We start from the raw sequence: 22,701 nt of genomic DNA, 5'->3' as shown, positions 1-22,701 counted from the left end.
GATAGCATGAATATATCATATTCTTTCTACCTTTCTCTTTTTTGAGAAAATTTAAACTTTTAACTATCATTTTATCCCTTTCCTCAAAGAAATTAAATCACTCCACAATAGGAATTAGTGGTTCTCTCCCGCGTATTTTACACACTATCCTTCTACCCAATCAAATATTTTATTATCCCTTTTCCTATAGCGAAAGCTCACTGTATAGAAAACTCTCTGCTTTGTAACACATTGCAACGAAATGATAATAACATCATTTTCAAAGACGTACTTTCCACTCACTTCTCCTCTTTCATACTGAAACAAAAAAATATCCTCTTTTTCTTTTTGCTGTAAGTCTCTTTTTATATCTGAAATAGCTCGATCAATAAGTTCCTCCATGAAAAAATTCCGTTCTATTTCAGAATAAAATTTTTTATCCAAAAGTAACATATTCGTTTCGCACATCAAAAAAGAAATTAATAAAATAAGAAAAATAATTGTTCCTGGCATTGCAAATCCATCTTGTTTTCTCATGTTTCTATCTCAATTTCACTATAGCGTACAACCACGCCTTCATATATTTCACCACCTATATCTTTCACACGTATATATAGCAACTGAGGTGTTAATTTATACGAAATCGCTTCAATCCTTTGTAATATAACTTCCCTTCCGCGCATATTTACTTTTCTTATTAAATTACTATTCACTTTTTCATACGTCACCTCATCATCATTACGAAGTTGGAAACGCAAAATATTCCAATCATTTTCTCGTTCTATCTTCCTCCCACTTATTACTTCACGAAATTCTAATTGCATTTGTCCTAAAAACACATCCCACTCCCAGTCATTTAATCCTTTTGAATGTGTATTTTCTATCCCCATAATATGAAGACGCGGTAAAAGTAAAAAGAACATTGATAAAAGTAAAAAACATGCAATCATTTCTATTAAGGTAAATCCCGCTTCCTTTTTATCTTTTCTCTGCATAAAGGCATTGCTCCATCGCTTTTCCTCTCATATCTTTCCACACCGCACAAACTTCATCTCCTCTCCAATATGTGTAATATACAATCCCTTTTATGACTTGCTCTTTCTCTCGCTTTTCCTCATCCTCATACTTAAACAAGGCCGCTTCTTTTTTTAATAATATTAATGCTTTATAGCTCATTTTTATATTTTTTCTTTCCTGCATAATTAATAATGTTTGCGGGAGTAATAACGATACCGCCATCATTATTAAACTTAACGCTACAACCATTTCAACCATTACTGATCCTTTTTGACACTTCACGATACGTAAATCTCCCTCTTCCAAGCTGAAATACAATCTCATATTTATACCCTTGATAGGAAAGTAAAATCGTACCACCTCTATTAATATTTCCGCTCGGATTATACGTCATTGGATTTGGAAAGGTATGCAAATCAAATTGGATATCTTTATTGTATTCTCTCTTAACAATTAAAAAATCCGTCTCTGATTCCGAAATATAATACATCTGTTTCCCTTTAAACCAGCGTAACGTATAATGTTTTTGACGCTTAATTGCCAACTGCTGCATATACAAAATATCATTTGAACACTGTTTTAAAAACTGCTCAACTCTTTGTTTTTCATGTAATGAAGTAACGTTAAAATGCGTAACAACACTCAGTACAGAAATAGCAAATAAGACAAGTAGCATCTCTAAAAGAGTAAAACCTTTTTGCTTCACGATTTCCCTGCTGATACTGATCCATCATCAGAAATATGGATTGGTTTACCTTTCGGACATTCATCAACAGCAATATATTTTTTAGTTTTTAATTCCTCGATTGTAGGTATTTTATTATTTTCGAGTTGATATGCCTGTATTTGTGCTTCTACAGATTTCACGTAGGCTTCACACCCTTTTTCCTGCACCGAGGATCGCTGCTTAACTACATTTGGAATAATTAATAGTAATAATACAGTTATAACAACCATAACTAACAACATTTCTAAAAGAGTAAAACCTTCTTCATTCTGCATGTAAATGCCCCCTAAATAGAATTCATCATTTGAAACATCGGCATAATCATCGCTAAATACATAAGAATGACTATAAGCCCAAGACATGTAAATAAAATAGGTTGAATCACAAATAACATACGTTTAATTTTTTGTTCTACCTTTTCAATAATGAGCTCACTGTAATCACCAAGCTCATTTGCTAAATTACCATTTGCTTGTCCATGCGTAATGATATAAGAAAGTTCTTTCTCGTAACAACCGCTTTTATCAATAATAGATTGTAACGGTTCTCCTGCAATTAATTGCCGCTCAATTCGGGCTGCTTCATACTGAAAGAACGGATGATACTTTTGCTTCATCATTATTGTTAATGCTTCGTGTACTGACAATCCACCGTGTAATAAACCACTTAATTGAGCTGAAAAGTAATGCGAATGATTTAAAATAAGAAATGTTTTCATAAGGGGAATACGGATCATAATCTTTACCTTTTGAGTAGGCGGAAGTTTTCGGAAATAAAAAATATATAAACTAAAGCCCATTATAACGATAAGAAAAATGCTATAAATGAAGTAGGGTAATAATTTAATTACAACTAAAATTTGCTCCGTAAGTGGTGGTGCTGTAGAATGTAAAGAACTATACATCATTTCAAACTGAGGCAATAAAATGAGGTTAAAAACAGAGAGCATAATCATTAAAAAGAATGATAAAAACATAGGATATCGCATTACTTTCATCATATCTTTCCTATATTTATCCTTCTTGTAAAGAAGTACACTCCCTTGTTGCAAAGCAAAAGAAATGTCACCATGTCGCTCTGCATAAAACAAATAGCTTAACACCTCAGGGTGAAACATTAATTGGTGAAAAGAAGCGTGCAAACTTTGTCCATTCTTCAATCCCTCGATCATACGCTGTAGCTGTAATTTCTTCCCTAATGGTAGTTGCAACTGCAAAAATTCTAACGCCTGCAAAAGTGAGTAACCTTTATCTAATAAATCACTTAATCTTTTCCATAATAATGCTTGATCACTTAAACCCCATTTCCTCTTAAACATATACATCTTCTTCCAAAAATCCTAAAGCATACCCTTTTCGAACCGACGATTCCAACGTTTCATAGTGATACGTAACATTTTCTCCACTTGCTTCTTTAATCGCTTGTTTTAATTCATATCCATATAACAGTTCATAAATACTTGCCTGTCTCACTTGCCTCATTGATTTACATACAGTTGAACACTTCCCTCTGCAAAATGGACATTTTAATTCGACGAGCCGCTGAGCAGCTACTGCTAATAATGATTGTTCAATTTCTTGCCTTGTAATACCATAATCCATAAATCGTAGTATCGCTCCTTTCGCATCATTTGTATGCAAGGTTGTCATTACTAAATGTCCCGTCAAACTGGCCCTCACAGCTACTTTTGCTGTTTCTTCATCACGAATTTCGCCAACTAAAATAATATCTGGATCATGACGCAAAATAGCCTTTAATCCCGTTTTATATGTGATACCAGCTTTTTCATTTATTTGAATTTGTAATAAACCGTCTTTTCTTTGCTCAACTGGATCTTCCAGTGTAATGATGCGACGTGTTTGCCATTTTCTAGCTACTTCTAATAACGCATACATTGTTGTTGTTTTCCCAGAACCAGTCGGCCCAGTAAATACGAGTAACCCATGTGAATGCTTTAAAAAAGAGAGTAATTTTTCCGCTGAACTTGGAAATAACGAAAGGTGAGACAACGGCTGAGAAGATGCTTGTAAATGGAGGCGAATAACGAGACTTTCTTGATATACTGTTGGAAGTGTTGAAAGGCGTAAATACACTTCTTGTCCATCAATTTGTAAGTACAACGAACCATTTTGAGGTTTTCTCCTCTCTCCTATATCCATTGATGCTAAAAATTTAAAGTGCGAAACAAGCTTTTCTCCAAATTCCTTTTCAATACACCGTTTCATAATTAAATCTTTTCCTATACGTAATTGAATCGCCATATCCTTCTGCCTGGGCACAATATGTAAGTCCGATGCTTGCACCCCACAAGCTTCTTTCATAATCATATTTGCAAAAAGCTCGACACTATTCATCAAATTTCCCTCCTCACCATGTATATATCATGAAAAACTGCAAAACAAAAATTAGCAATTTTTTATTTTCACTAAGAGAAAAAGGGAAAATATGTTTGTGAAATTATGAACAATTTCCGAATTATTGTCTGAAATTACCTATATAAAAGTTTATCTGTATTATAATGTTAATATCTTGGATAAAGTGATAAAGGTGGAGATCCTAATGGAACAAGCTTTAAAAATTACAGGTGTGTTATCTGACCCTACTCGTTATTACATTTATAAATATATTTCTCAAAAGCATAGTTACGTAACTGTACAAGAAATCGCAGATGAGTTTGACATTCATCCAAACGTAGCTCGTTTACATTTATCTAAATTAGAAGATGTTAATATGCTAAAATCAGAAACAAAAAAAACTGGGAAAGGCGGCAGACCAAGCAGACTATACGTCTTGTCTCAAGATGTCATCCAGTTACAATTCCCATTTCGCGATTATCAATTATTAGCACAGATAGCATTTAATTCACTGTTAAGCTTAGGTAGCGCTGGTGAAAAAGCGCTATATGAAACAGGGAAACAATTCGGCAAAGAATTAATGCAACAACATATGCATCGCTTAAATGTAAGTGCAGAAGCATTGACGATAGAACAAAAAATGCAAATCGCAAAAGAAGCATTCTCAACAGCTGGTTTATCTCCTGCTTTTGAAATAAGTACGGATGGTACAAAAATTTTCTATGATGTACACAATTGCCCATTTAAAGAAGTTGCTGCGCATCATCCGACTGAAATTTGTAATATGCACGGAGATATGATGAAGGGGATTTTTGAAATCCTATTCCCGAACGTGGAATTAACACGGAACGATAGTCTACTAGATGGATGCAAATCTTGTAACTATAAGGTTCAAATTTAGTTTTTCAACTAAGAAGAAGTCAATATTATAATTGGCTTCTTTCTTTTATATGAATGAATATTTACAATAGTTAGAAAAATAAACTATAATGAAGAGAGGTTTTACTTTTTTTAGAAAAGGAGGGAGATGGCATGGAGCGCATGTTTCGCGTTCTCGGCTTTTGGACTGGAATTTTCTCGGTTATGTTTTACGTAGGGGATATGCAACAGGCTGCACTACTATTTTTAGGACAAACAGGTTTCTTCGTACTTTTAAGCTATTTAAAATTAACAGAGCGTATGTATATATACGTATTCGGGGCATATTTAACTGTTTTCTTCATAGGATTTACATACTACACGACGTTCTTACTTGTCCCTGGGGCTGGACATTAAAAGGTGGCATTTTGCCATCTTTTTTTTAATTCCGCAATTCCCTAGTTGACTTATAGGTTTTATTACCTTATATTCTATATAACAGATTGGAATTAGGGGGAATTATCATGAATACACTGCTTGTCGGAATTAACGTTGCAGTCATGCTCATCTTAGTTGGCGTATTATATTATATGCAACGTAAGCATGTATCTTTTAATAAACGTGTATTTACTGCTTTAGGAGTCGGAATTATATTCGGTCTTATATTACAATTTATTTATGAGCCAACTTCTAAAGTAATTATTGAATCAAATACTTGGTTTGGCCTAATCGGTAACGGTTATGTGAAATTGCTTCAAATGATTGTTATGCCACTTATTTTAGTATCTATTATTTCAGCATTTACAAAATTACAATTAACGAAAAACCTTGGTAAAATCAGTGGTCTTATTATTGGAATTTTAATTCTTACTACAGGAATTGCTGCAGCTGTCGGTATCGCTGCAAGCGCAGGATTTGATGTATCAGCAACAGGATTACAACAAGGTGATGCAGAATCTGCTCGTCTGAAATTAGTAGAAGAAAGATTTACTTCTATTGAAAAGACAACAATTCCAGACAAATTATTAGAACTGTTACCTACAAATCCGTTTCTTGATTTAACAGGTGCTCGCCCAACATCAACAATTTCTGTTGTAATATTTGCAGCATTTATCGGTATCGCCTTTATAGGTGTAAAACGAAAATATCCAGAACAAGCAGAGCTATTTAAGAAAATGCTTGATGCTGTATATGCAATTGTAATGCGTATGGTAACATTAATTTTACGTCTTACTCCATACGGCGTGTTAGCTCTTATGGCAAAAACAGTCGCTGGTAGCGATATAAATGCTATTTTAAAACTTGGTAACTTCGTGTTAGCGTCTTACGTAGCACTTATCGTAATGTTTATCATTCACTTATTATTAATCGCACTATCTGGTTTAAATCCAATTCAATATTTGAAAAAAGTGTTCCCGGTATTAACATTTGCATTCACATCTCGCTCTAGTGCTGGTGCAATGCCATTAAATATTGAAGCACAAAAAGAAAAACTTGGTATTTCTGAAGGAATTGCTAACTTCGCTGCATCCTTTGGAGTATCTATCGGTCAAAACGGTTGCGCAGGTATTTACCCAGCAATGCTTGCTATGATGGTCGCTCCAACTGTAGGAATTGATCCGTTACAACCACAATTTATTTTAACTTTAATCGCTGTCGTTGCTATTAGCTCATTCGGTGTTGCCGGCGTTGGTGGCGGTGCAACATTCGCAGCATTAATCGTATTATCTACAATGAACTTACCAATCGGCATTGTCGCTCTAGTTATCTCAGTTGAGCCATTAATCGATATGGGTCGTACAGCTCTTAACGTAAGTGGTTCTATGACAGCAGGTCTTATTTCTAGTAAATGGCTTGGAGAATTAGATCACGATACGTACAATCAAGATGATGTAAAAACTGGTGAGATTGCTTCATAATAAAAAAGGACGCTAACAAAAATGTTAGCGTCCTTTTTTAGTTCTTTTCATCTTCCTCTTTGTCTTTTAAACATAAGGCATAACATATTGTTTCAAACACTATGTATACAGCTCTACCGATTACTTCAGCCATGGTAAAACACCACCTATATATTAGAAAAGGTAATTATAAATAAATTATATATCTTTTCAGGTTTTTATACTTCTACTAAAACTCTTCTAGTTGCTCTTTTAACTCCTCCTCAATCTCATAACAAGATTCATCAACAAGTTCCCCTACTTTCTTACTCCCCAAAATGTTTGATTGAATTGGCATTCCTAAAAAAATTCTTTCGCATTTCCAAATTGGTATATTGTGAAATCCAATCATCTCTTTTTCTTCATCTAATATAGCTATGGCAGCTGATGAATAATAACCCACCTCAAAAGGATGCTCTTTATCTTTAACAAGTTCCATAGATAGTTCCATGTTTTTCTCTATGTATAAATATGAATACTCTTCAAAAAGTTTAAGTGATATTCGCTCTATTTCCTTTTCCATACATTGAATTTTCTCTTTCAATTCCAATGTGAAATCTCGTTCTTTATACTTCATTTCCATCTCCTTAAACATAGAAAAAGAGAATACAATAACATATTCTCTTTTCTCAAATATATTTCATTATGTCACAGCCCGTCCCTTTCACAAATAACCATTTTGCTCGCACCATGTATGAAATTGTCCTACGTCTACTCCAACTAGCACGATATCCTTTAGCTCTACAGCAACACTTTGTTCTCCAATTACAATAGCAAAGTGGGATTCTAATTGTTTTTCGTTTTTCTTTACAGTTCCAATTCGGTTCCGATACGGTCCGTCTTTTATATATGCTTTTTGTCCTACAATATCAAAGTTCAAGATTCTCACCTCTTTTACTGCGCTCAAATTGGAAATACAATCTCCACCTCGAAAAATTTCCTTTCATTGCACTATTTCTCTATATATATGACGAAACAATAAAAGAGTCCTTCCTTCTTTACAATTATTTTTTCTTTGTTTCATTTTTATGATTGAAACGTAAAGTTTATAATAAAATACACTTGGAAGCGCTTTCTGTGTAATTTTTTATGTTATAATATAAAAGTAGAACTTCGTAAAGAGGGTTAAAAAATGAATACAAACATGATTAAAAAAGTAATTGAAGCATTAAAAGTATATGGCTTTCAGGATGTATCATTCTGTGAAGAAACGAAGCAATTCTTATTTCATAACGAAACCGATATTATGAGCGGCTATGCAAAAATAACATATAGTAGTCAATTCGAAAAATTTAACGTACAAATTCATCCAATTGAAACGCATCACCAAGCAGAGTTACAAGAGGTTGAAAGACATATACAAGCTTGCATACGAAAAGTAGAGTATTTAAATGCACTTCTTACTGGACAAACAAAGCTAGATGATAAAATTATTATTATGTAAAAAAAAGAACGTGATATCCTCACGTTCTTTTTCTTTATATGTTCATTTTTTCTTTCAGTTGTAATCCTGTAACAGATTGTAATACATCCATTACCTCTCCAAAAGTCATATCAAAGATCGTTTTATCTTCTATGTACGGGAATTGTCTAAAACGCTTTTCTAACATTTTCACTGCATCCGATGTGAAATTTGCGCTATCAATGCCAAATTCTGTTTCAAGAAGCACAATCCAATCTAACACATGAAAACCTAATCCATTTACGAATGAAATAAGTTTTTCTTCTGACTGTGGAGATAAGAATACGTTTCGCTCCATCTCACTAAATAGTTCTTCTCCTAAAATTCCTGCTAACTCATCATCATGTTCGCGTTCAATAATCTCTTCGTAACCGTAATCATCAACAAGCTCTTCTACTTCTTCACCATCCGCAAAAAGCAATTGGCTAAGAAGTGCATCTTTCTTAAATTCACTGTTTTGTACAACTTCTAAAAAACTTGTTTCCCATCCATTTTCTAATTTCATATAACATAACTCCTTTATTACCTTTTCTTATCATCACTGTACCCAAAAGATCACTTTTATAACCTTTAGGTAATTACTATTATTCCATATTATTTATAACATAAGATGCAAACTCAGCTGCATCTCCTTCAAAAATATTAATCTCTGGCAAATGGTAAAACGTTGTTTGGAGCTTGTTTCCTTCATGATACATATATACCTTTTTCTCTAGCGCAATCGCCATTCCAAGCTCTGTATGACTTCCATTTCCGCCATCTAATATAAGTAAAAATACATCCGCTTCTTTAATAGCGTTCTTTTCTGCTTGACCAATTTCTCTTAATTGTTCTTGATTAACTGCTCTTTCATTTTTGGTCCAATCATATGTATGGTACCATCCTGCTTCTTTTAACTGGCTTGATACAAAACGAACAATATGTTTATTTTGAAATCCCGAGGCAATATAAAATTTCATTTATGTCCACCCTTTAAATACGTATGGGGAAACTCCTTTTTAGCGTTAATGGTTGTAGAAATAATTAAGGAAGACTGCAAAAAAAATCCCCATCTTTAGAACTTATTTGCGTTTAAATGATGGGGTGTTTCATGGTCTTCTTTTATTTTTTGTTTTTTATAACTTTCATCAGCTAACATTTCTAGTTCAGCTGTTATCTCTGATTTTTCAAGCTCTCGTTCTTGTGAAAATTTCCGTGAAATATAAACAATAACACTACCAACGTACAACACAAAGCATATAATAAGTGCAGTATTTTCATAGAGACTTAGCTCCAACACAGTCACTCCTAATCCATTCGTATTTTCACGCTTAATCAATTGGAATTTCCCTACTAACCATTTGTTACCCCGCATTAACGGGCAGTAAGACCCCCACTTCAAAATTCAGCGAAAACAAAGAAGTTAGGTGGGGATTAACTGCCCGTAAAAGCCCGATTGGTGAGGGCTAATAATCAGTGGGGGATTAACCCCTCCCCCACTGATTAAAGTTTCACTTTATTGTAACATAAAAATATCAATTCTTGGAATCTTTCATCCTAGTAAAAAAGGCATGATTATATAATCATGCCTCTGAAATATGTTGAATGATAGTTTTAATTGCTTCTTTTCCATTATATTTTTTTAATGCTGTTTTATACGTCTCATTATTATGAGATAGCTCCTCTATATGCTTTATAAGCGAGTTCACCGTTACATCCTCTTCATATAATACCGATGCATACCCTTGTCTTTCAAAGGATTCCGCATTTAAAATTTGATCTCCACGGCTTGCAAATTTCGATAACGGAATTAAAACCATTGGCTTTTGCAATGTTAAAAACTCAAAAATCGCATTGGAGCCCGCACGCGAAATAACAAAATCTGTTGCCGCTAATATGTCTGGCAACTCCCCATGTACATATTCAAATTGTCTATATCCTTCTTTATTTTGTAAGGATTCATCAAGATTTCCTTTTCCGCAAAGATGCACAATTTGATAATTTTTCAGAAGATCTGGAAGTGCCGATCGAACAGTTTCATTAATTTTCTTTGCTCCTAAACTTCCTCCCATAACAGTAATAACTGACTTCTTACGGGAAAATCCTAGAAACTTTAAACCTTTTTCAAGATTTCCTCTTAGTACTTCTTCACGTACTGGTGATCCTGTATATACTACTTTCTCTTTCGGTAAGTGCTTCGCAGCTTCTTCAAATGTAACAAATATTTTCGAGGCAAAACGGAGCGCAATTTTATTTGCTAGTCCAGGTGTCATATCAGATTCATGTAGCAAAACTGGCACCCTATTTAGCCATCCTCCAATTACGACTGGTACAGATACGAAACCACCTTTTGAAAAAATAACATCCGGCTTTAGTTTACGAATTGTTAAGTACGCATCCATAACCCCTTTCATTACGAGAAAAGGGTCTTTTATATTTTTTAAATCAAAATAACGACGTAGCTTCCCACTTGCAATACTATAGTACGGAATCCCTTCCTTTTCTATAATCGTTTTTTCAATCCCTTGATGAGAACCGATATAAGAAATGTCCCAGTTTTTTTCCTGTAAATGTGGAATAATTGCTAAATTAGGTGTTACATGTCCTGCCGAACCGCCACCTGTAAAGACTATTTTGTTCATACGTCTCCCCCTTCTACACTATAGTACACTAAAATACCTTGCCTCAGGGTGAGAAAATACCATAGCCGTTACAGACGCTTCTGGCTCCATCATAAATCCTTCTGTTAATGAAATACCTATTTCTTCCGGCTGAATTAAACGGAACAATTTTTCTTGGTCAGCAAGTTCTGGACAAGCTGGATAACCAAAGGAAACACGTATTCCTCTATATTTCGTGCGGAAACGTTCTTCCATCGTCAGTTCAGGTGAGTCTGGAATGCCCCAACGATCACGAATGAGCATATGTGTTTTTTCAGCAAGTCCTTCTGCTAATTCAAGCGCTAACGATTGAATGGCATGACTGCGTAAATAATCACCCTTCGCCTTCCACTCTTCAGCAATGTCCCGAACTCCTTCCCCAACAGTAACAGATAAGAAAGCAACATAATCCATTTCATCCCCAATCGGACGTAAATAATCACCTAAAGTACGGTATGGAGCCTTTCCTTGTCTAGGGAATGTGAAACGCTCTATAATACGCGTATGATCTTCTGGATCATATATTACAATGTTTTGTCCGTCGCTTTGTGCTGGGAAAAACTGATACACTGCTTTCGGGCGTAACCAAGATTGTCCCTCTTGTAATAATTCATCGATTAAATCATTTAATTCGTGCGCTCTTCTATCTCCTTCTTGCAGGAGTTTTTTTACATTTCCTTTTAATCCAAGATGATGCCCAAGCAGCATTTGTCTATTTAAAAACGGTGCGAGATGTGCAACTGGAATATCGCGCAATACAATTCGTTTTGTAGAATCAGGTATCATAACCTCCGCCTTCGGTAATGGCTCAATTACTGCTGGAATTTCCACTGGTTTTTCCTCTTTTTTAACGATATGAAGATGACGTTCTTTTTTATCCTGTTTCATCTTCTCACGCTCTTCTTCTTTTTGAAGCTTATTAATAATATCAAGCCCCGTCATCGCATCACTCGCATAGCATACGAGCCCTTTATATGATGGAGAAATACGATTATCTGTAAACTTTCTCGTTAGCGCTGCACCACCGACAACGATTGGAATATCAATATTTGCCGCTTTTAAATCTTCAGCAGTTGTTACCATTTGTTGGGCTGATTTTACTAGCAAGCCTGAAAGACCAATAATATCAGGCTTCTTCTCTTGTACTTCTTGAACAATTCGATCCGAACGAACATTAATCCCTAAATTAATAATTTCATATCCGTTATTTGATAAAATAATTTCAACGAGATTTTTCCCAATATCATGTACGTCACCTTTTACAGTCGCTAATAATACTTTCCCTTTTTTTGCGCTATCACTAGACTCCATATGTGGCTCTAAATAGCTTACGGAAGCTTTCATACTTTCGGCACTTTGCAATACTTCAGCAACGATAAGCTCATTATTATTAAATAATCGTCCCACCTCGTCCATTCCTGTCATAAGTGGGCCATTAATAATATCAAGAGGTTTTCTTCCTTCTGTAAGCGCAAGACTTAAATCCTCGTGTAACCCTTGTTTCGTACCTTCTACAATATAATTTGCTAGTCGTTCATCAAGCGTTAGTGTTTCTTGTACAACGACATCTTTCTTTTTGGCAACACGGTAAAAGTTTGTAAATTCTTCTAACGTCTCTTTCGTCGTTTCAAATAACAATGCATTTGCAAGACGTTTTTCTTCCTCTGGAATTGACGCATAGCGTTCTAATTTTTCCGTATTAACAATCGCATAATCTAATCCCGCTTTCGTTGCATGATATAAAAAGACGGAATTTAATACTTCACGGCCCGCGGGCGGTAAACCAAATGATATATTACTTACACCTAAAATCGTTAAACATTCTGGTAACGCTTCTTTAATAAGACGAATTCCTTCTATAGTCGCTGCCGCTGAACCTATATATTCTTCATCACCTGTCCCTACAGGAAACACAAGCGCATCAAAAATAATATCAGATGGACGTATGCCATACTTCTTCGTTAGTAACTCATAGCTTCTTTTCGCAATTTCTATCTTTCGTTCTGCACTAACTGCCATACCGTCTTCATCAATTGTTCCTACAACTATAGCGGCACCGTATTTCCGAAGAAGAGGTGTCACTTTTTCAAAACGTTCTTCTCCATCTTCTAAATTAATAGAATTGATAACACCTTTTCCTTGAATATAAGTTAGAGCTCTTGCCATAACATTTTCATCTGTTGAATCAATCATAATCGGTACTTTTAATACTTTCGTAACTTCTGCCAAGAATCTTTCCATATCTTCTATTTCATCACGGTCAGGGTCTGCCATACAAATGTCAATAATATGAGCATTCTTCTTCACTTGCGCTCTTGCCACTTCAGCTGCCTCTTCAAATTTTCCTTCTGCTATTAATCTTTTAAACTTGCGTGATCCAATTACGTTCGTCCTTTCTCCAACAAATAACGGTCTCATAGAGTCATCATATTGCAACGCCTCTAATCCACTAACTCCATGCCCTTCTCGTTCATGTTGCTCACGCGGCTTAAGAGATGCTAACGCGGATTTCATTGCTCTTATATGTTCTGGTGTTGTGCCGCAACAACCACCGATAATATTAATCCATCCTTCTTCAGCAAATCGCTTCACTTTTTCAGCGAGAGAAGATGGAGATTCATGATAATGTCCATCTTCATCAGGAAGACCTGCATTTGGATAACAAGAAATATAACACTCCGATAAATCAGATAAGGAACGAATATGGTCTCTCATAAACTCTGGACCAGTCGCACAGTTTAATCCAACCGATAACGGCTTCATATGCTCTATCGATAAATAAAAGGCTTCTATCGTTTGCCCCGCTAAAGTCGTTCCCATCGGTTCAATCGTTCCAGAAATCATAATAGGAACCGTTTTATTTAGTTCATCAAAAGCTGCTTGAATTCCAATATAAGCAGCTTTCACATTACGCATATCTTGACTCGTCTCCACAAGTAATACATCAATTTCACCTTTCAATAACCCTCTCGCCTGCCTTGTATAGGCCTCAATCAGTTCCTCAAATGTAACTCCTCCTGTAACACTAATTGCTTTCGTTGTCGGCCCCATCGCACCTGCAACATATACTTCCTTCCCGCTTTCTTTAACAGCTTGCTTCGCCAATAGTGCTGCCTTTTCATTTAGTTCTTCATCTAAATGAGACAGCTCATAATCACTTAATACGATATTTGTCGCCCCAAATGTATTTGTTTCAATGATGTCAGCTCCAGCTTCAATATAAGCTTTATGAATCTTTAAAATAACATCCGGCCTTGTTTCTACTAAATATTCATTACACCCCTCGTAATCTTCTCCTCCGAAATCTTCCGCAGTTAAGTCCTCTTGTTGTATCATTGTCCCCATTGCACCATCTAATATTAAAATGTTATTTTTTAATTTTTCTTCTATACACTTCATCAATTAATACCTTCTTTCACTTCTTGCTTTTCTCTCACATATTTAACAAGATGTTCTGTAATTTCATATTTTAGAAATGGTGTAATTAGATAGATACCGTTAAAATATTTCATCGCCGCATCGATCAACTCTTGTGAAATACGAATCCCTTCCTCAATAGCTGCCTCTTTCGTTTCGTGTCCATCCATTCTCTCCCTTATTTCTTCAGGAAGGGTAATACCCGGCACCTCAAAATGGAGAAAGTCTGCATTCCGCTTACTTACTAATGGCATAATTCCAATAAAAATAGGTTGTTCCAAATGTTTTGTTGCTTCATATACTTCTTCTATTAAAGCAACATCATATATCGGCTGTGTTAAGAAATATTCAGCCCCAGCATCTATTTTTCGTTCCATTCGCTTTACCGCTGCTTTTAAATGCCTTACGTGGGGATTAAATGCGCCGCCTACAGAAAATCTTGTTGCCGGTCCAATGGATTTCCCTAAAATGGAACGTCCATCGTTCATTTCTTTAATCATTTTAATTAACTCTATAGAGGACAGATCATATACAGAAGTTGCTCCCGGAAAATCACCAACGCGCGCTGGATCACCAGTTAAAGCTAGCACTTCCTCCATCCCTAACGCCGATAAACCTAATAAATGAGATTGTAGCCCAATGACGTTATGGTCTCTACACGTTAAATGAGTCAATACCGGAATATCATGCTTCGTTAATAATGCACCCATTGCCATATTAGAAACGCGAGGCGATGCTAATGAATTATCTGCTAGAGTAATAGCGTCTGCCCCAGCTCTTTTCAGTGCTCTTGCCCCTTCAAAAAAACGCTGCGTGTCTAATGTTTTCGGTGGGTCTAGTTCCACTACAACTGTCGTTTGTTTCTTTGCTTTTTCTGCTAGAGTGACGTGAGATTTCGAACGTTTCTCGTGTGTATGAACTACTTTTGGTCTTTGAATCGTGTCCTTTTCTATTACAGGCGTAACATTTAGAGTAGCACGCTTCATACTTTCAATATGTTCTGGAGTAGTACCACAACAACCACCCAATAACCGAATACCTTGCTCAATAAATTTCAGTGTCATCGCTTCGAAATAAGCCGGACTTCCCTCATATACGTAACGTCCCTCCACATAATTCGGGAGACCTGCATTTGGATATGCTGACAAGTAGCCATTCTGCGGAATCGATATCATTTTAAAAGCTTCCGTCATATGAAGTGGTCCTAGTTGACAGTTCAATCCAACAACATTTGCACCGTAATCTATAAGCTGCTTTAATATTTCATTGACATCATTTCCATTTTGAGTCGTACCTGCTTCATGTAACGCTAATTGAGCAACAATCGGAATATTTGTTTGCTTACGCAATACTTTAACGGCATGAAGTAATTCAAATTCATCGTAAAAAGTTTCTAATAGTAATCCATCAACCTGTTCTTCTAGTAAAGCACCTGCCTGTTCAAGTAGCATAAACTCCCTTTCCATATCAGTCGTTGTAACAGCTCCAATATGTTTCATACCACCGATTGTTCCTAAAATTGCATTTCTTTCTGTAACAGATGCTTTCGCAATCTTCACTGCCGCTTTATTAATTTGAACAACTTGATTTTCTAAGCCATACATACGTAATTTCGCCTCATTTGCTCCATACGTATTTGTTTGAATCACATCTGCACCAGCAGCTACATATTGTTTATGAATCGATATAATTAAGTCTGGATCAGACAAATTCAATTCTTCAAAACTACTTTGCAAACCATGTGAATGTAATAACGTTCCAACCGCACCATCACCTATTACAATTCCTTTTGATAATAAATCTAGTAACTTCACGAATCTCCCTCATTTCTATCAATATAAAAACCCCCTCTTCACTTTGAAGAGGGGGACATAATTGTTCCGCCTCTTATTATGCAAAACATTCGTTTTGCAGGTATTAGCACCGTTTCAAACATTTCGTTTGAAGGTTGCCGGGTTTCACAGGGCCTTTCCCTCCACCGCTCTCAATAAGAGTTGTCTTTATTATTTTATTTATGTAGCTAAAAGGAAATACGTTCCCCTTTTAACAATGTTTGTTAATTTTTTATAAATTTAGCATGCACAAATATAAAAGTCAATGACACTTGCGGAAAAATAAAAATTATTTAAAATAAAGTTGCAATTCAATTAACTTTTGTTGTAAAGTTAAAAACATAATAAAAATTTCATACGAACATTCTTATCTAGAGAGGTAGAGGGACTGGCCCTATGACGCCTCAGCAACCATTAACATTTGTTAATAAGGTGCTAATTCCAGCAAATTGTGAAAGATTTGACAGATGAGAAGAAGACTCTATTCAATCCGAAAGCCTTCTTCTTAGAAGGCTTTTTTTATTTTATATTCAACTACTGGTTCAATTTAAAAAGGAGGAATTTTTACATGTCAACTATCGAAACAAAACTAGCACAAATCGGAAATCGTAGCGAAACTACAACAGGAACTGTTAATCCACCCGTTTATTTCTCAACCGCTTATCGTCACGAAGGACTTGGTAAATCTACCGGCTTTGACTATTCACGAACTGGAAATCCAACTCGTGGTCTTTTAGAACAGGCAATCGCAGACTTAGAATATGGCGAACAAGGTTATGCCTGTAGTTCAGGTATGGCAGCTGTTCTCCTCGTCCTTTCATTATTCCGTTCTGGAGATGAACTTATTGTATCCGAAGATTTATACGGGGGAACGTATCGCTTATTTTCCGAACACGAAAAAAAGTGGAATGTTCGATGTAGATACGTAAATACACAATCTATTAAACAAATTGAGCAAGCTATCACAAATGAAACGAAGGCTATTTTCATAGAAACTCCGACTAATCCATTAATGCAAGTTACTGATATTGCCGCTGTCGCAACTGTAGCGAAAAGACACGGACTACTTCTTATCGTAGATAACACATTCTACACGCCTTATATACAGCAGCCATTAACAGAAGGTGCTGACATCGTACTTCATAGTGCAACGAAATATTTAGGTGGACATAATGATGTATTAAGCGGACTTGTCGTTGCAAAAGGAAAGGAACTTTGTGAGGAAATCGCTCATTATCATAATGCCTCTGGTGCTGTCTTAAGCCCATTTGACTCATGGCTATTAATTCGTGGCATGAAAACTTTAGCGCTTCGCATGAAACAACATGAAGAAAATGCGAAAGCAATTGTTGCTTATTTAAATGATGAAGATGGTGTGACAGATGTATTTTATCCAGGAAGAGGCGGCATGATTTCGTTTCGCCTTCAAGATGAAACATGGATTAATCCATTCTTACAATCTTTATCCTTAATCACATTTGCTGAAAGTCTTGGTGGTGTAGAGAGTTTAATGACTTATCCAGCAACGCAAACGCATGCTGATATTCCAGAAGAAATCAGAACGGCAAACGGTGTATGTAATCGTCTTCTTCGATTCTCCGTCGGCATTGAAAATAGTAACGATTTAATTCAAGACTTAAAGCAAGCCATTAAACTTGTAAAAGAAGGTGTAAGAATATGAGTTATTCTATCGATACACTCCTACTACACAACCAATATAAACATGACTCGCAAACAGGAGCTGTTAACGTTCCCATTTATAACACATCAACATTTCACCAGTTTGACGTAGATACTTTTGGGAAATACGACTATAGCCGATCGGGTAATCCAACTCGTGAAGCTCTTGAAGATATCATTGCTTTATTAGAGGGCGGAACAAAAGGATTCGCATTTGCATCAGGAATTGCAGCGATTTCCACTGCATTTCTCCTTCTTTCACAAGGTGATCACGTACTCATTTCAGAAGACGTATACGGAGGCACTTATCGAATTATAACTGAAGTACTCTCTCGTTACGGTGTTTCACATACATTTGTAGATATGACAAATGTAGAAAAAGTAAAAGAAAATATTAAACCAAATACGAAGCTCTTTTATGTAGAAACACCTTCTAACCCACTTTTAAAAGTGACAGATATTCGTGCTGTTTCTAATCTTGCAAAATCTATTGGTGCTCTTACTTTTGTTGATAATACATTTTTGACACCACTATTCCAGAAACCACTTGATCTTGGCGCCGATGTCGTTCTTCATAGTGCCACAAAGTTTATTGCTGGTCATAGTGATGTTACTGCCGGATTAGCGGTTGTAAAAGATGCCGAACTCGCTCAAAAACTTGGATTTTTACAAAATGCATTTGGCGCTATTTTAGGACCTCAAGATTGTTCTCTCGTACTTCGCGGTTTAAAAACATTGCATGTACGTCTCGAGCACTCCGCTGCTAACGCCAATAAAATTGCACATTATTTACAAGAGCATGCTAAAGTCCAAAATGTCTATTATCCTGGCTTACAATCACATCTTGGCTATGATATTCAACAATCTCAAGCTACATCAGCCGGAGCTGTCCTATCTTTCACTTTACAATCAGAAGACGCACTCCGCCAATTTTTATCGAAAGTTAAACTACCCGTTTTTGCGGTTAGTCTAGGGGCTGTTGAATCTATTCTTTCCTATCCAGCAAAAATGTCACATGCCGCTTTATCACAGGAGGCACGTGACGAAAGAGGCATTTCTAATTCATTGCTTCGTTTATCTGTCGGTCTTGAAAATGTTAACGATCTAATATCCGATTTTGAAAATGCCCTTTCTTATGTAGAAGAACCTGTAAATGCATAGAGAGAAAAGAAGATATGAAATTAAGTTTTCATATCTTCTTTTTATGTTTTTGAGTATATTTCTTACTTTTCGTATAGTTCATAAAAAAACGATAGAGCACCATCTATTTCCAAGTAATAAATTAATTGATATATTAAGAAGTAAAAAAAGGGGCAAAAAATAATGGATACTTGTGCAGATGTTTTAATCGTTATTGATTTACAAAATGGGGTATGTTATAGCGAAGAACACTTATTTGACTTACAAAGCTTACTTTCAAAAGTAAATAAAAGAATTTCTTCATACAGAAAATCAAATAAACCAATCATTTTTGTTCAACATTGCGATGATGATTTAGTACCTGAAAAAGAACTTTGGGCTATTCATGCTGATCTAGATGTTCAAGAACAAGATTTTTTTGTAAGAAAAACACATGCAAATTCATTTTATAAAACAAACTTAAAAGAGATTTTAGATCAATTATCCGTACATCGTATTGAATTCTGTGGTGCCCAAACAGAATACTGCATGGATGCTACGATTAAATTTGCCCACGGACTAGGATACGAAAACTTCATGGTACAGAAAACAACCTCTACGTTACATAATCCATTTATGTCGGCAAAAGAGACAATTGATTTTTATGAGAATATATGGAACCATAGATTTTTAAAGTTGATAAAAGATGAGCTCTAGAATAAATGACTCAAATATTTAATCATCACCATAAGGAAGCTGATTATAGTCAGCTTCTTTTAACCTGTTCTATATTCTATATATATCATTACAATTCCTTTGTCATATTATTTTAAAAATTTCGTATATTCATTTGAAAGAATAAGAAAATCATGATAAAATTGTGTTACAAATATATCTATATCTTTCAATTTTTAAAACGCATCAAAATTTTCACCCAAAAGTGTCATTTTACAAAACCGTACAAATTTATCTATTTTATTTACATCAGGGTCTCTTTTCTTACAATTTCTTTACTTTAGGACTTTTTTTCTGCAACAACTGTTTTCTTTTCTTTAATTTTTTGGTATGTATAGTATGGTATGGTATAACAGCTCACACGGAGGTGGAAAAGAACATGTTAGAAACCTTTCAAAAAGAAATAGAACTATATGAAAGCAATGCAGAATTATTGAAAGTGCTTGCTCATCCTGTTCGCTTATGTATTGTAAAAGGATTAATTGAACGTGGCCCAAGCAATGTTTCTACAATGTACACTGGCTTAAACATGCCACAATCTACAATTTCACAGCATTTAGCAAAGTTAAAAAGTGCTAAAATCGTTTCTAGTGAAAGAAAAGGATTAGAAATTTACTACAAAGTAGAAAACGAAACAATTATTCAACTCGTTCGTGTATTATTAGGTTAGGGACTAATAGACAGAGAAAAAGAACGTATTCTATATTTTTCATCTCATATCTTTAATATAAATATATATCATGAGAGGAAATATATAATACTACATAAGTCGTATGAAAAAACAAGACACAGAAATATACTGTGTCTTGTTTTTTCATGTTGTTAAATATCGATTCAAATGTAAATTCTTCATATCTTTCGTGTGCATAACAATATCAAAGGCACTTCCTAAGCCTCCGTTCAAAATCATAGAACGAACTGCTCGATTTCGTTTTTGAGTTTCAGAAAAAGGATTCGTATCTTGATGACTCGTAAGATGTTCTAATATTCCTGCCGCTAACAAAAACTCTGATTGCTTCCTGTGCCATATCGTATGAATCCCTTGTAACTCGAAAATCATCTTCAACTCATCCCAATGAACATGGGTAGTTAAATCCATTTCTCCTGGATATGCAAGAGGGTTACGAATTAGCTTATGCTTATAATATCCTCTTAAACTTCCTTCATGATGTGCAGGATGCATCCATTCTTCTTTTGTATAACCATAATCAACTGTAATACATATACCTCGCTGGAACCATTCTGCAATCTCTTCTATATACTCTTCCATTGCAATAGGTACCTCAAATCGCTGCCCCTCTGCAATATGAATATTATATTTCAATAAGTATCGACCAATTCTTTTCTCTACTGGCCTAAATACTTCAGCAAGGTCCCCTTCCTCTGTATACGTGATACGTACTTCATACAAAATTCCATTTCTTTTCTCAACTACTTCAACAGGAAACGCATCAAATAGCTCATTCGAAAAAATAATTCCTTCGAAAGACTCTCCCATTTCAATATACGATGTATAATACGATACATTATCAAATGAGCAAAGACTCTCCTGCTGTAATCTTCTATGAAAAGGGCTCACTTCAACAATTGAATAGTTTAAACTACTAAAGGTTTCCGGAGATAATTGTTTCCATTCTTGTAAAACATCATAGGCAAACCTTCCTGTTCCCCCACCAACCTCACAAATATTTGAAGAAACTTCTCCATTTTCAACAAGCCGAATGAAAAACTTAGCAAAAGTCTTCGCAAAGACAGAAGATACATTACTACTCGTAAAAAAATCTCCTTGCCTCCCAATTTTTTCACGTTCTCTCATATAATATCCATGTCCCTCTGCATATAATACGAGGTTCATATACGTACTGTATGAAATTGAATAATCCTTTTCTTTCCCCATCCATTCCCTTAAAATGAGCTCCATCCCCATAATGACTCCTTATTGTAAAAACGGATTATTTTCTTTTTCAAATCCAATGCTTGTCTCTGGACCATGCCCACATAGCACCGCTGTTTCATCTGGTAATACAAATAATTTCTCTTCAATACTTCCGATTAATTCAGCAAAGCTTCCGCCAGGCAAATCTGTTCTTCCAATACTCATTTGGAATAATACATCACCAGAAAATACGGCATTCGCCTCTTTACAATAATAAGAAATACTTCCTGGAGAATGTCCTGGTGTCTCAAAAATTTCAAAGTTAAAAGAACCGATTGTTAATGTACCTTCTGCATCAATAATTTGATCTGCTGGTTTCGCTGTAATACTGCGGTTCATCATAAAAATTTGTGATCCATTCACAGTTGCATCTCCTAACCAATCCGCTTCTTCTTTATGTACATATACCGGAATACGAAAAGCATCTCTCACGGCATCAACAGCACCAATATGATCAAAGTGAGCATGTGTTAATAAAACCGCAAGGGGCTTTAACTGCGCTTCTTGTAAATATGTAACAAGTTTCTCTCCTTCATGACCAGGATCAAAAATAATACACTCATTTTGATTATTCGTTAAAATATAAGCATTTGTTTGTAATGGGCCTAAAGGCATTTGTGTCCATTTCATATAAAAATCTCCTCCAGTTATTGAACTTACTTTCAATGATACAACATTTCTTTCTCTTAGGAAAAGAAAGGATGCTATCTCGACATTCATTTTTAAAACATGTACAATATAAAAGAGTAAATATTCCAAAAACTCATCGTAAGAAATGAGAAGACAGAGGAGGATATTGTATGGGCCTTGTTATTATTTTTGCGCTAGTCACTCTGTTAGCTGTATTTGCTACGCTTAGAACACTTCGCGAAAAGAACTTTTTCGCGGGCGGTTTTGCAATTGCAACCGTACTCGTTTTCGGATGGTTTACAATCATGACTGTTCTATATAATGGGTACCCTCCAGCAGCTTAATTCATTTACATGGAATTCTTCATCAAGATTTTGCA

26 protein-coding genes and 2 riboswitches are annotated in these 22,701 nt (G+C 35.4%); of the genes, 9 read left to right on the top strand and 17 right to left on the bottom strand.

Going from position 1 to position 22,701, the window contains the following annotated elements:
* Positions 1 to 144: 144 nt before the first annotated feature.
* From comGG to comGA, 7 genes are read right to left on the bottom strand one after another with little or no spacing between them, the layout of a single operon-like run.
* The gene (gene comGG / locus Q3V31_RS15180) at positions 145 to 516 is read right to left on the bottom strand and encodes a competence type IV pilus minor pilin ComGG (protein WP_001231181.1); all 372 of its coding nucleotides are present in this window, start codon (positions 514 to 516) and stop codon (positions 145 to 147) included.
* On the bottom strand, positions 513 to 974 hold the full coding sequence (gene comGF, locus Q3V31_RS15175; RefSeq protein WP_001189035.1) for a competence type IV pilus minor pilin ComGF: 462 nt from the start codon (positions 972 to 974) through the stop codon (positions 513 to 515). Before comGF ends, comGG begins: the two co-directional genes overlap by 4 nt.
* Positions 958 to 1,254, bottom strand: coding sequence for a hypothetical protein (locus Q3V31_RS15170; RefSeq protein ID WP_000230010.1), 297 nt, complete (start codon positions 1,252 to 1,254; stop codon positions 958 to 960). The genes comGF and Q3V31_RS15170 overlap by 17 nt, the downstream gene beginning before the upstream one ends.
* Positions 1,247 to 1,702, bottom strand: coding sequence for a competence type IV pilus minor pilin ComGD (gene comGD, locus Q3V31_RS15165; RefSeq protein ID WP_329765578.1), 456 nt, complete (start codon positions 1,700 to 1,702; stop codon positions 1,247 to 1,249). The genes Q3V31_RS15170 and comGD overlap by 8 nt, the downstream gene beginning before the upstream one ends.
* Entirely contained in the window at positions 1,699 to 1,998 is a 300-nt protein-coding gene (gene comGC, locus Q3V31_RS15160; protein ID WP_001178689.1) for a competence type IV pilus major pilin ComGC, read from the bottom strand. The genes comGD and comGC overlap by 4 nt, the downstream gene beginning before the upstream one ends.
* 11 nt (positions 1,999 to 2,009) lie before the next feature.
* Positions 2,010 to 3,047: a competence type IV pilus assembly protein ComGB gene (comGB, locus tag Q3V31_RS15155; RefSeq protein WP_033656622.1), complete on the bottom strand. Its 1,038-nt coding sequence runs from the start codon at positions 3,045 to 3,047 to the stop codon at positions 2,010 to 2,012.
* A complete protein-coding gene (gene comGA, locus Q3V31_RS15150; RefSeq protein WP_001089525.1) occupies positions 3,034 to 4,077 on the bottom strand; it encodes a competence type IV pilus ATPase ComGA in 1,044 nt (347 codons plus the stop codon). The genes comGB and comGA overlap by 14 nt, the downstream gene beginning before the upstream one ends.
* Before the next feature lie 205 nt (positions 4,078 to 4,282).
* On the opposite strand from comGA, the gene Q3V31_RS15145 reads away from it, so the two are divergent.
* From Q3V31_RS15145 to Q3V31_RS15135, 3 genes are all read left to right on the top strand, one after another.
* Complete coding sequence (locus Q3V31_RS15145; protein ID WP_000434128.1) at positions 4,283 to 4,978, top strand: helix-turn-helix transcriptional regulator; 696 nt, start codon at positions 4,283 to 4,285, stop codon at positions 4,976 to 4,978.
* A 131-nt stretch (positions 4,979 to 5,109) separates the two neighbouring features.
* On the top strand, positions 5,110 to 5,352 hold the full coding sequence (locus Q3V31_RS15140; RefSeq protein WP_000440717.1) for a DUF2626 domain-containing protein: 243 nt from the start codon (positions 5,110 to 5,112) through the stop codon (positions 5,350 to 5,352).
* A 107-nt stretch (positions 5,353 to 5,459) separates the two neighbouring features.
* Positions 5,460 to 6,854 carry an L-cystine transporter gene (locus tag Q3V31_RS15135; RefSeq protein ID WP_001094337.1) on the top strand — a complete coding sequence of 465 codons (1,395 nt, stop codon included), beginning with the start codon at positions 5,460 to 5,462 and terminating at the stop codon, positions 6,852 to 6,854.
* Positions 6,855 to 7,062: 208 nt separating this feature from the next.
* On the opposite strand, the gene Q3V31_RS15130 is transcribed toward Q3V31_RS15135, so the two are convergent.
* Both Q3V31_RS15130 and Q3V31_RS15125 read right to left on the bottom strand, forming a co-directional pair.
* Positions 7,063 to 7,449 carry a hypothetical protein gene (locus Q3V31_RS15130; protein WP_000875404.1) on the bottom strand — a complete coding sequence of 129 codons (387 nt, stop codon included), beginning with the start codon at positions 7,447 to 7,449 and terminating at the stop codon, positions 7,063 to 7,065.
* A gap of 87 nt (positions 7,450 to 7,536) precedes the next feature.
* Positions 7,537 to 7,752: a DUF3912 family protein gene (locus Q3V31_RS15125; protein WP_001008337.1), complete on the bottom strand. Its 216-nt coding sequence runs from the start codon at positions 7,750 to 7,752 to the stop codon at positions 7,537 to 7,539.
* Positions 7,753 to 8,004: 252 nt separating this feature from the next.
* On the opposite strand from Q3V31_RS15125, the gene Q3V31_RS15120 reads away from it, so the two are divergent.
* Positions 8,005 to 8,316 (top strand): hypothetical protein, encoded by a 312-nt coding sequence (locus Q3V31_RS15120; RefSeq protein WP_001095549.1) that lies wholly within the window; start codon positions 8,005 to 8,007, stop codon positions 8,314 to 8,316.
* Between the two features lie 34 nt (positions 8,317 to 8,350).
* On the opposite strand, the gene Q3V31_RS15115 is transcribed toward Q3V31_RS15120, so the two are convergent.
* From Q3V31_RS15115 to Q3V31_RS15090, 6 genes are all read right to left on the bottom strand, one after another.
* Positions 8,351 to 8,839 (bottom strand): hypothetical protein, encoded by a 489-nt coding sequence (locus Q3V31_RS15115; RefSeq protein ID WP_000764257.1) that lies wholly within the window; start codon positions 8,837 to 8,839, stop codon positions 8,351 to 8,353.
* 79 nt (positions 8,840 to 8,918) lie between these two features.
* Positions 8,919 to 9,293 (bottom strand): nucleoside 2-deoxyribosyltransferase, encoded by a 375-nt coding sequence (locus tag Q3V31_RS15110; protein WP_000675239.1) that lies wholly within the window; start codon positions 9,291 to 9,293, stop codon positions 8,919 to 8,921.
* Between the two features lie 95 nt (positions 9,294 to 9,388).
* The gene (locus Q3V31_RS15105) at positions 9,389 to 9,649 is read right to left on the bottom strand and encodes a DUF3966 domain-containing protein (RefSeq protein WP_079999300.1); all 261 of its coding nucleotides are present in this window, start codon (positions 9,647 to 9,649) and stop codon (positions 9,389 to 9,391) included.
* Positions 9,650 to 9,896: 247 nt separating this feature from the next.
* Positions 9,897 to 10,955 carry an undecaprenyldiphospho-muramoylpentapeptide beta-N-acetylglucosaminyltransferase gene (locus Q3V31_RS15100; protein ID WP_001033972.1) on the bottom strand — a complete coding sequence of 353 codons (1,059 nt, stop codon included), beginning with the start codon at positions 10,953 to 10,955 and terminating at the stop codon, positions 9,897 to 9,899.
* A gap of 18 nt (positions 10,956 to 10,973) precedes the next feature.
* Positions 10,974 to 14,372, bottom strand: coding sequence for a methionine synthase (gene metH, locus Q3V31_RS15095; RefSeq protein ID WP_329765575.1), 3,399 nt, complete (start codon positions 14,370 to 14,372; stop codon positions 10,974 to 10,976).
* Entirely contained in the window at positions 14,372 to 16,204 is a 1,833-nt protein-coding gene (locus tag Q3V31_RS15090) for a bifunctional homocysteine S-methyltransferase/methylenetetrahydrofolate reductase (RefSeq protein ID WP_000770347.1), read from the bottom strand. Before Q3V31_RS15090 ends, metH begins: the two co-directional genes overlap by 1 nt.
* Positions 16,205 to 16,274: 70 nt before the next feature.
* Positions 16,275 to 16,384, bottom strand: a riboswitch (SAM riboswitch).
* A gap of 202 nt (positions 16,385 to 16,586) precedes the next feature.
* Positions 16,587 to 16,696: riboswitch (SAM riboswitch) on the top strand.
* 94 nt (positions 16,697 to 16,790) lie between these two features.
* Here Q3V31_RS15090 and metI point away from each other — a divergent pair.
* From metI to Q3V31_RS15070, 4 genes are all read left to right on the top strand, one after another.
* Positions 16,791 to 17,903: a cystathionine gamma-synthase/O-acetylhomoserine thiolyase gene (gene metI, locus Q3V31_RS15085; protein WP_000103904.1), complete on the top strand. Its 1,113-nt coding sequence runs from the start codon at positions 16,791 to 16,793 to the stop codon at positions 17,901 to 17,903.
* Positions 17,900 to 19,063 (top strand): cystathionine beta-lyase, encoded by a 1,164-nt coding sequence (gene metC, locus Q3V31_RS15080; RefSeq protein ID WP_000122287.1) that lies wholly within the window; start codon positions 17,900 to 17,902, stop codon positions 19,061 to 19,063. The genes metI and metC overlap by 4 nt, the downstream gene beginning before the upstream one ends.
* A 162-nt stretch (positions 19,064 to 19,225) precedes the next feature.
* Positions 19,226 to 19,738 carry a cysteine hydrolase family protein gene (locus Q3V31_RS15075; RefSeq protein ID WP_000379167.1) on the top strand — a complete coding sequence of 171 codons (513 nt, stop codon included), beginning with the start codon at positions 19,226 to 19,228 and terminating at the stop codon, positions 19,736 to 19,738.
* Between the two features lie 397 nt (positions 19,739 to 20,135).
* Positions 20,136 to 20,426, top strand: coding sequence for an ArsR/SmtB family transcription factor (locus Q3V31_RS15070; RefSeq protein WP_000894375.1), 291 nt, complete (start codon positions 20,136 to 20,138; stop codon positions 20,424 to 20,426).
* Between the two features lie 144 nt (positions 20,427 to 20,570).
* Here the strand turns inward: Q3V31_RS15070 and Q3V31_RS15065 are convergent, their stop codons facing one another.
* Complete coding sequence (locus Q3V31_RS15065) at positions 20,571 to 21,683, bottom strand: class I SAM-dependent methyltransferase (protein ID WP_000525130.1); 1,113 nt, start codon at positions 21,681 to 21,683, stop codon at positions 20,571 to 20,573.
* Between the two features lie 9 nt (positions 21,684 to 21,692).
* Entirely contained in the window at positions 21,693 to 22,322 is a 630-nt protein-coding gene (locus tag Q3V31_RS15060; RefSeq protein WP_000872320.1) for an MBL fold metallo-hydrolase, read from the bottom strand.
* 170 nt (positions 22,323 to 22,492) lie between these two features.
* Between Q3V31_RS15060 and Q3V31_RS15055 the strand changes: the two genes are divergently transcribed.
* A complete protein-coding gene (locus Q3V31_RS15055) occupies positions 22,493 to 22,666 on the top strand; it encodes a DUF2759 domain-containing protein (RefSeq protein ID WP_000524846.1) in 174 nt (57 codons plus the stop codon).
* Positions 22,667 to 22,701 lie beyond the last annotated feature (35 nt).

Source organism: Bacillus nitratireducens (assembly GCF_036320425.1).
In the GTDB taxonomy this organism is placed as follows: domain Bacteria; phylum Bacillota; class Bacilli; order Bacillales; family Bacillaceae_G; genus Bacillus_A; species Bacillus_A nitratireducens.
This window is presented reverse-complemented; position numbering and strand designations above follow the sequence as displayed.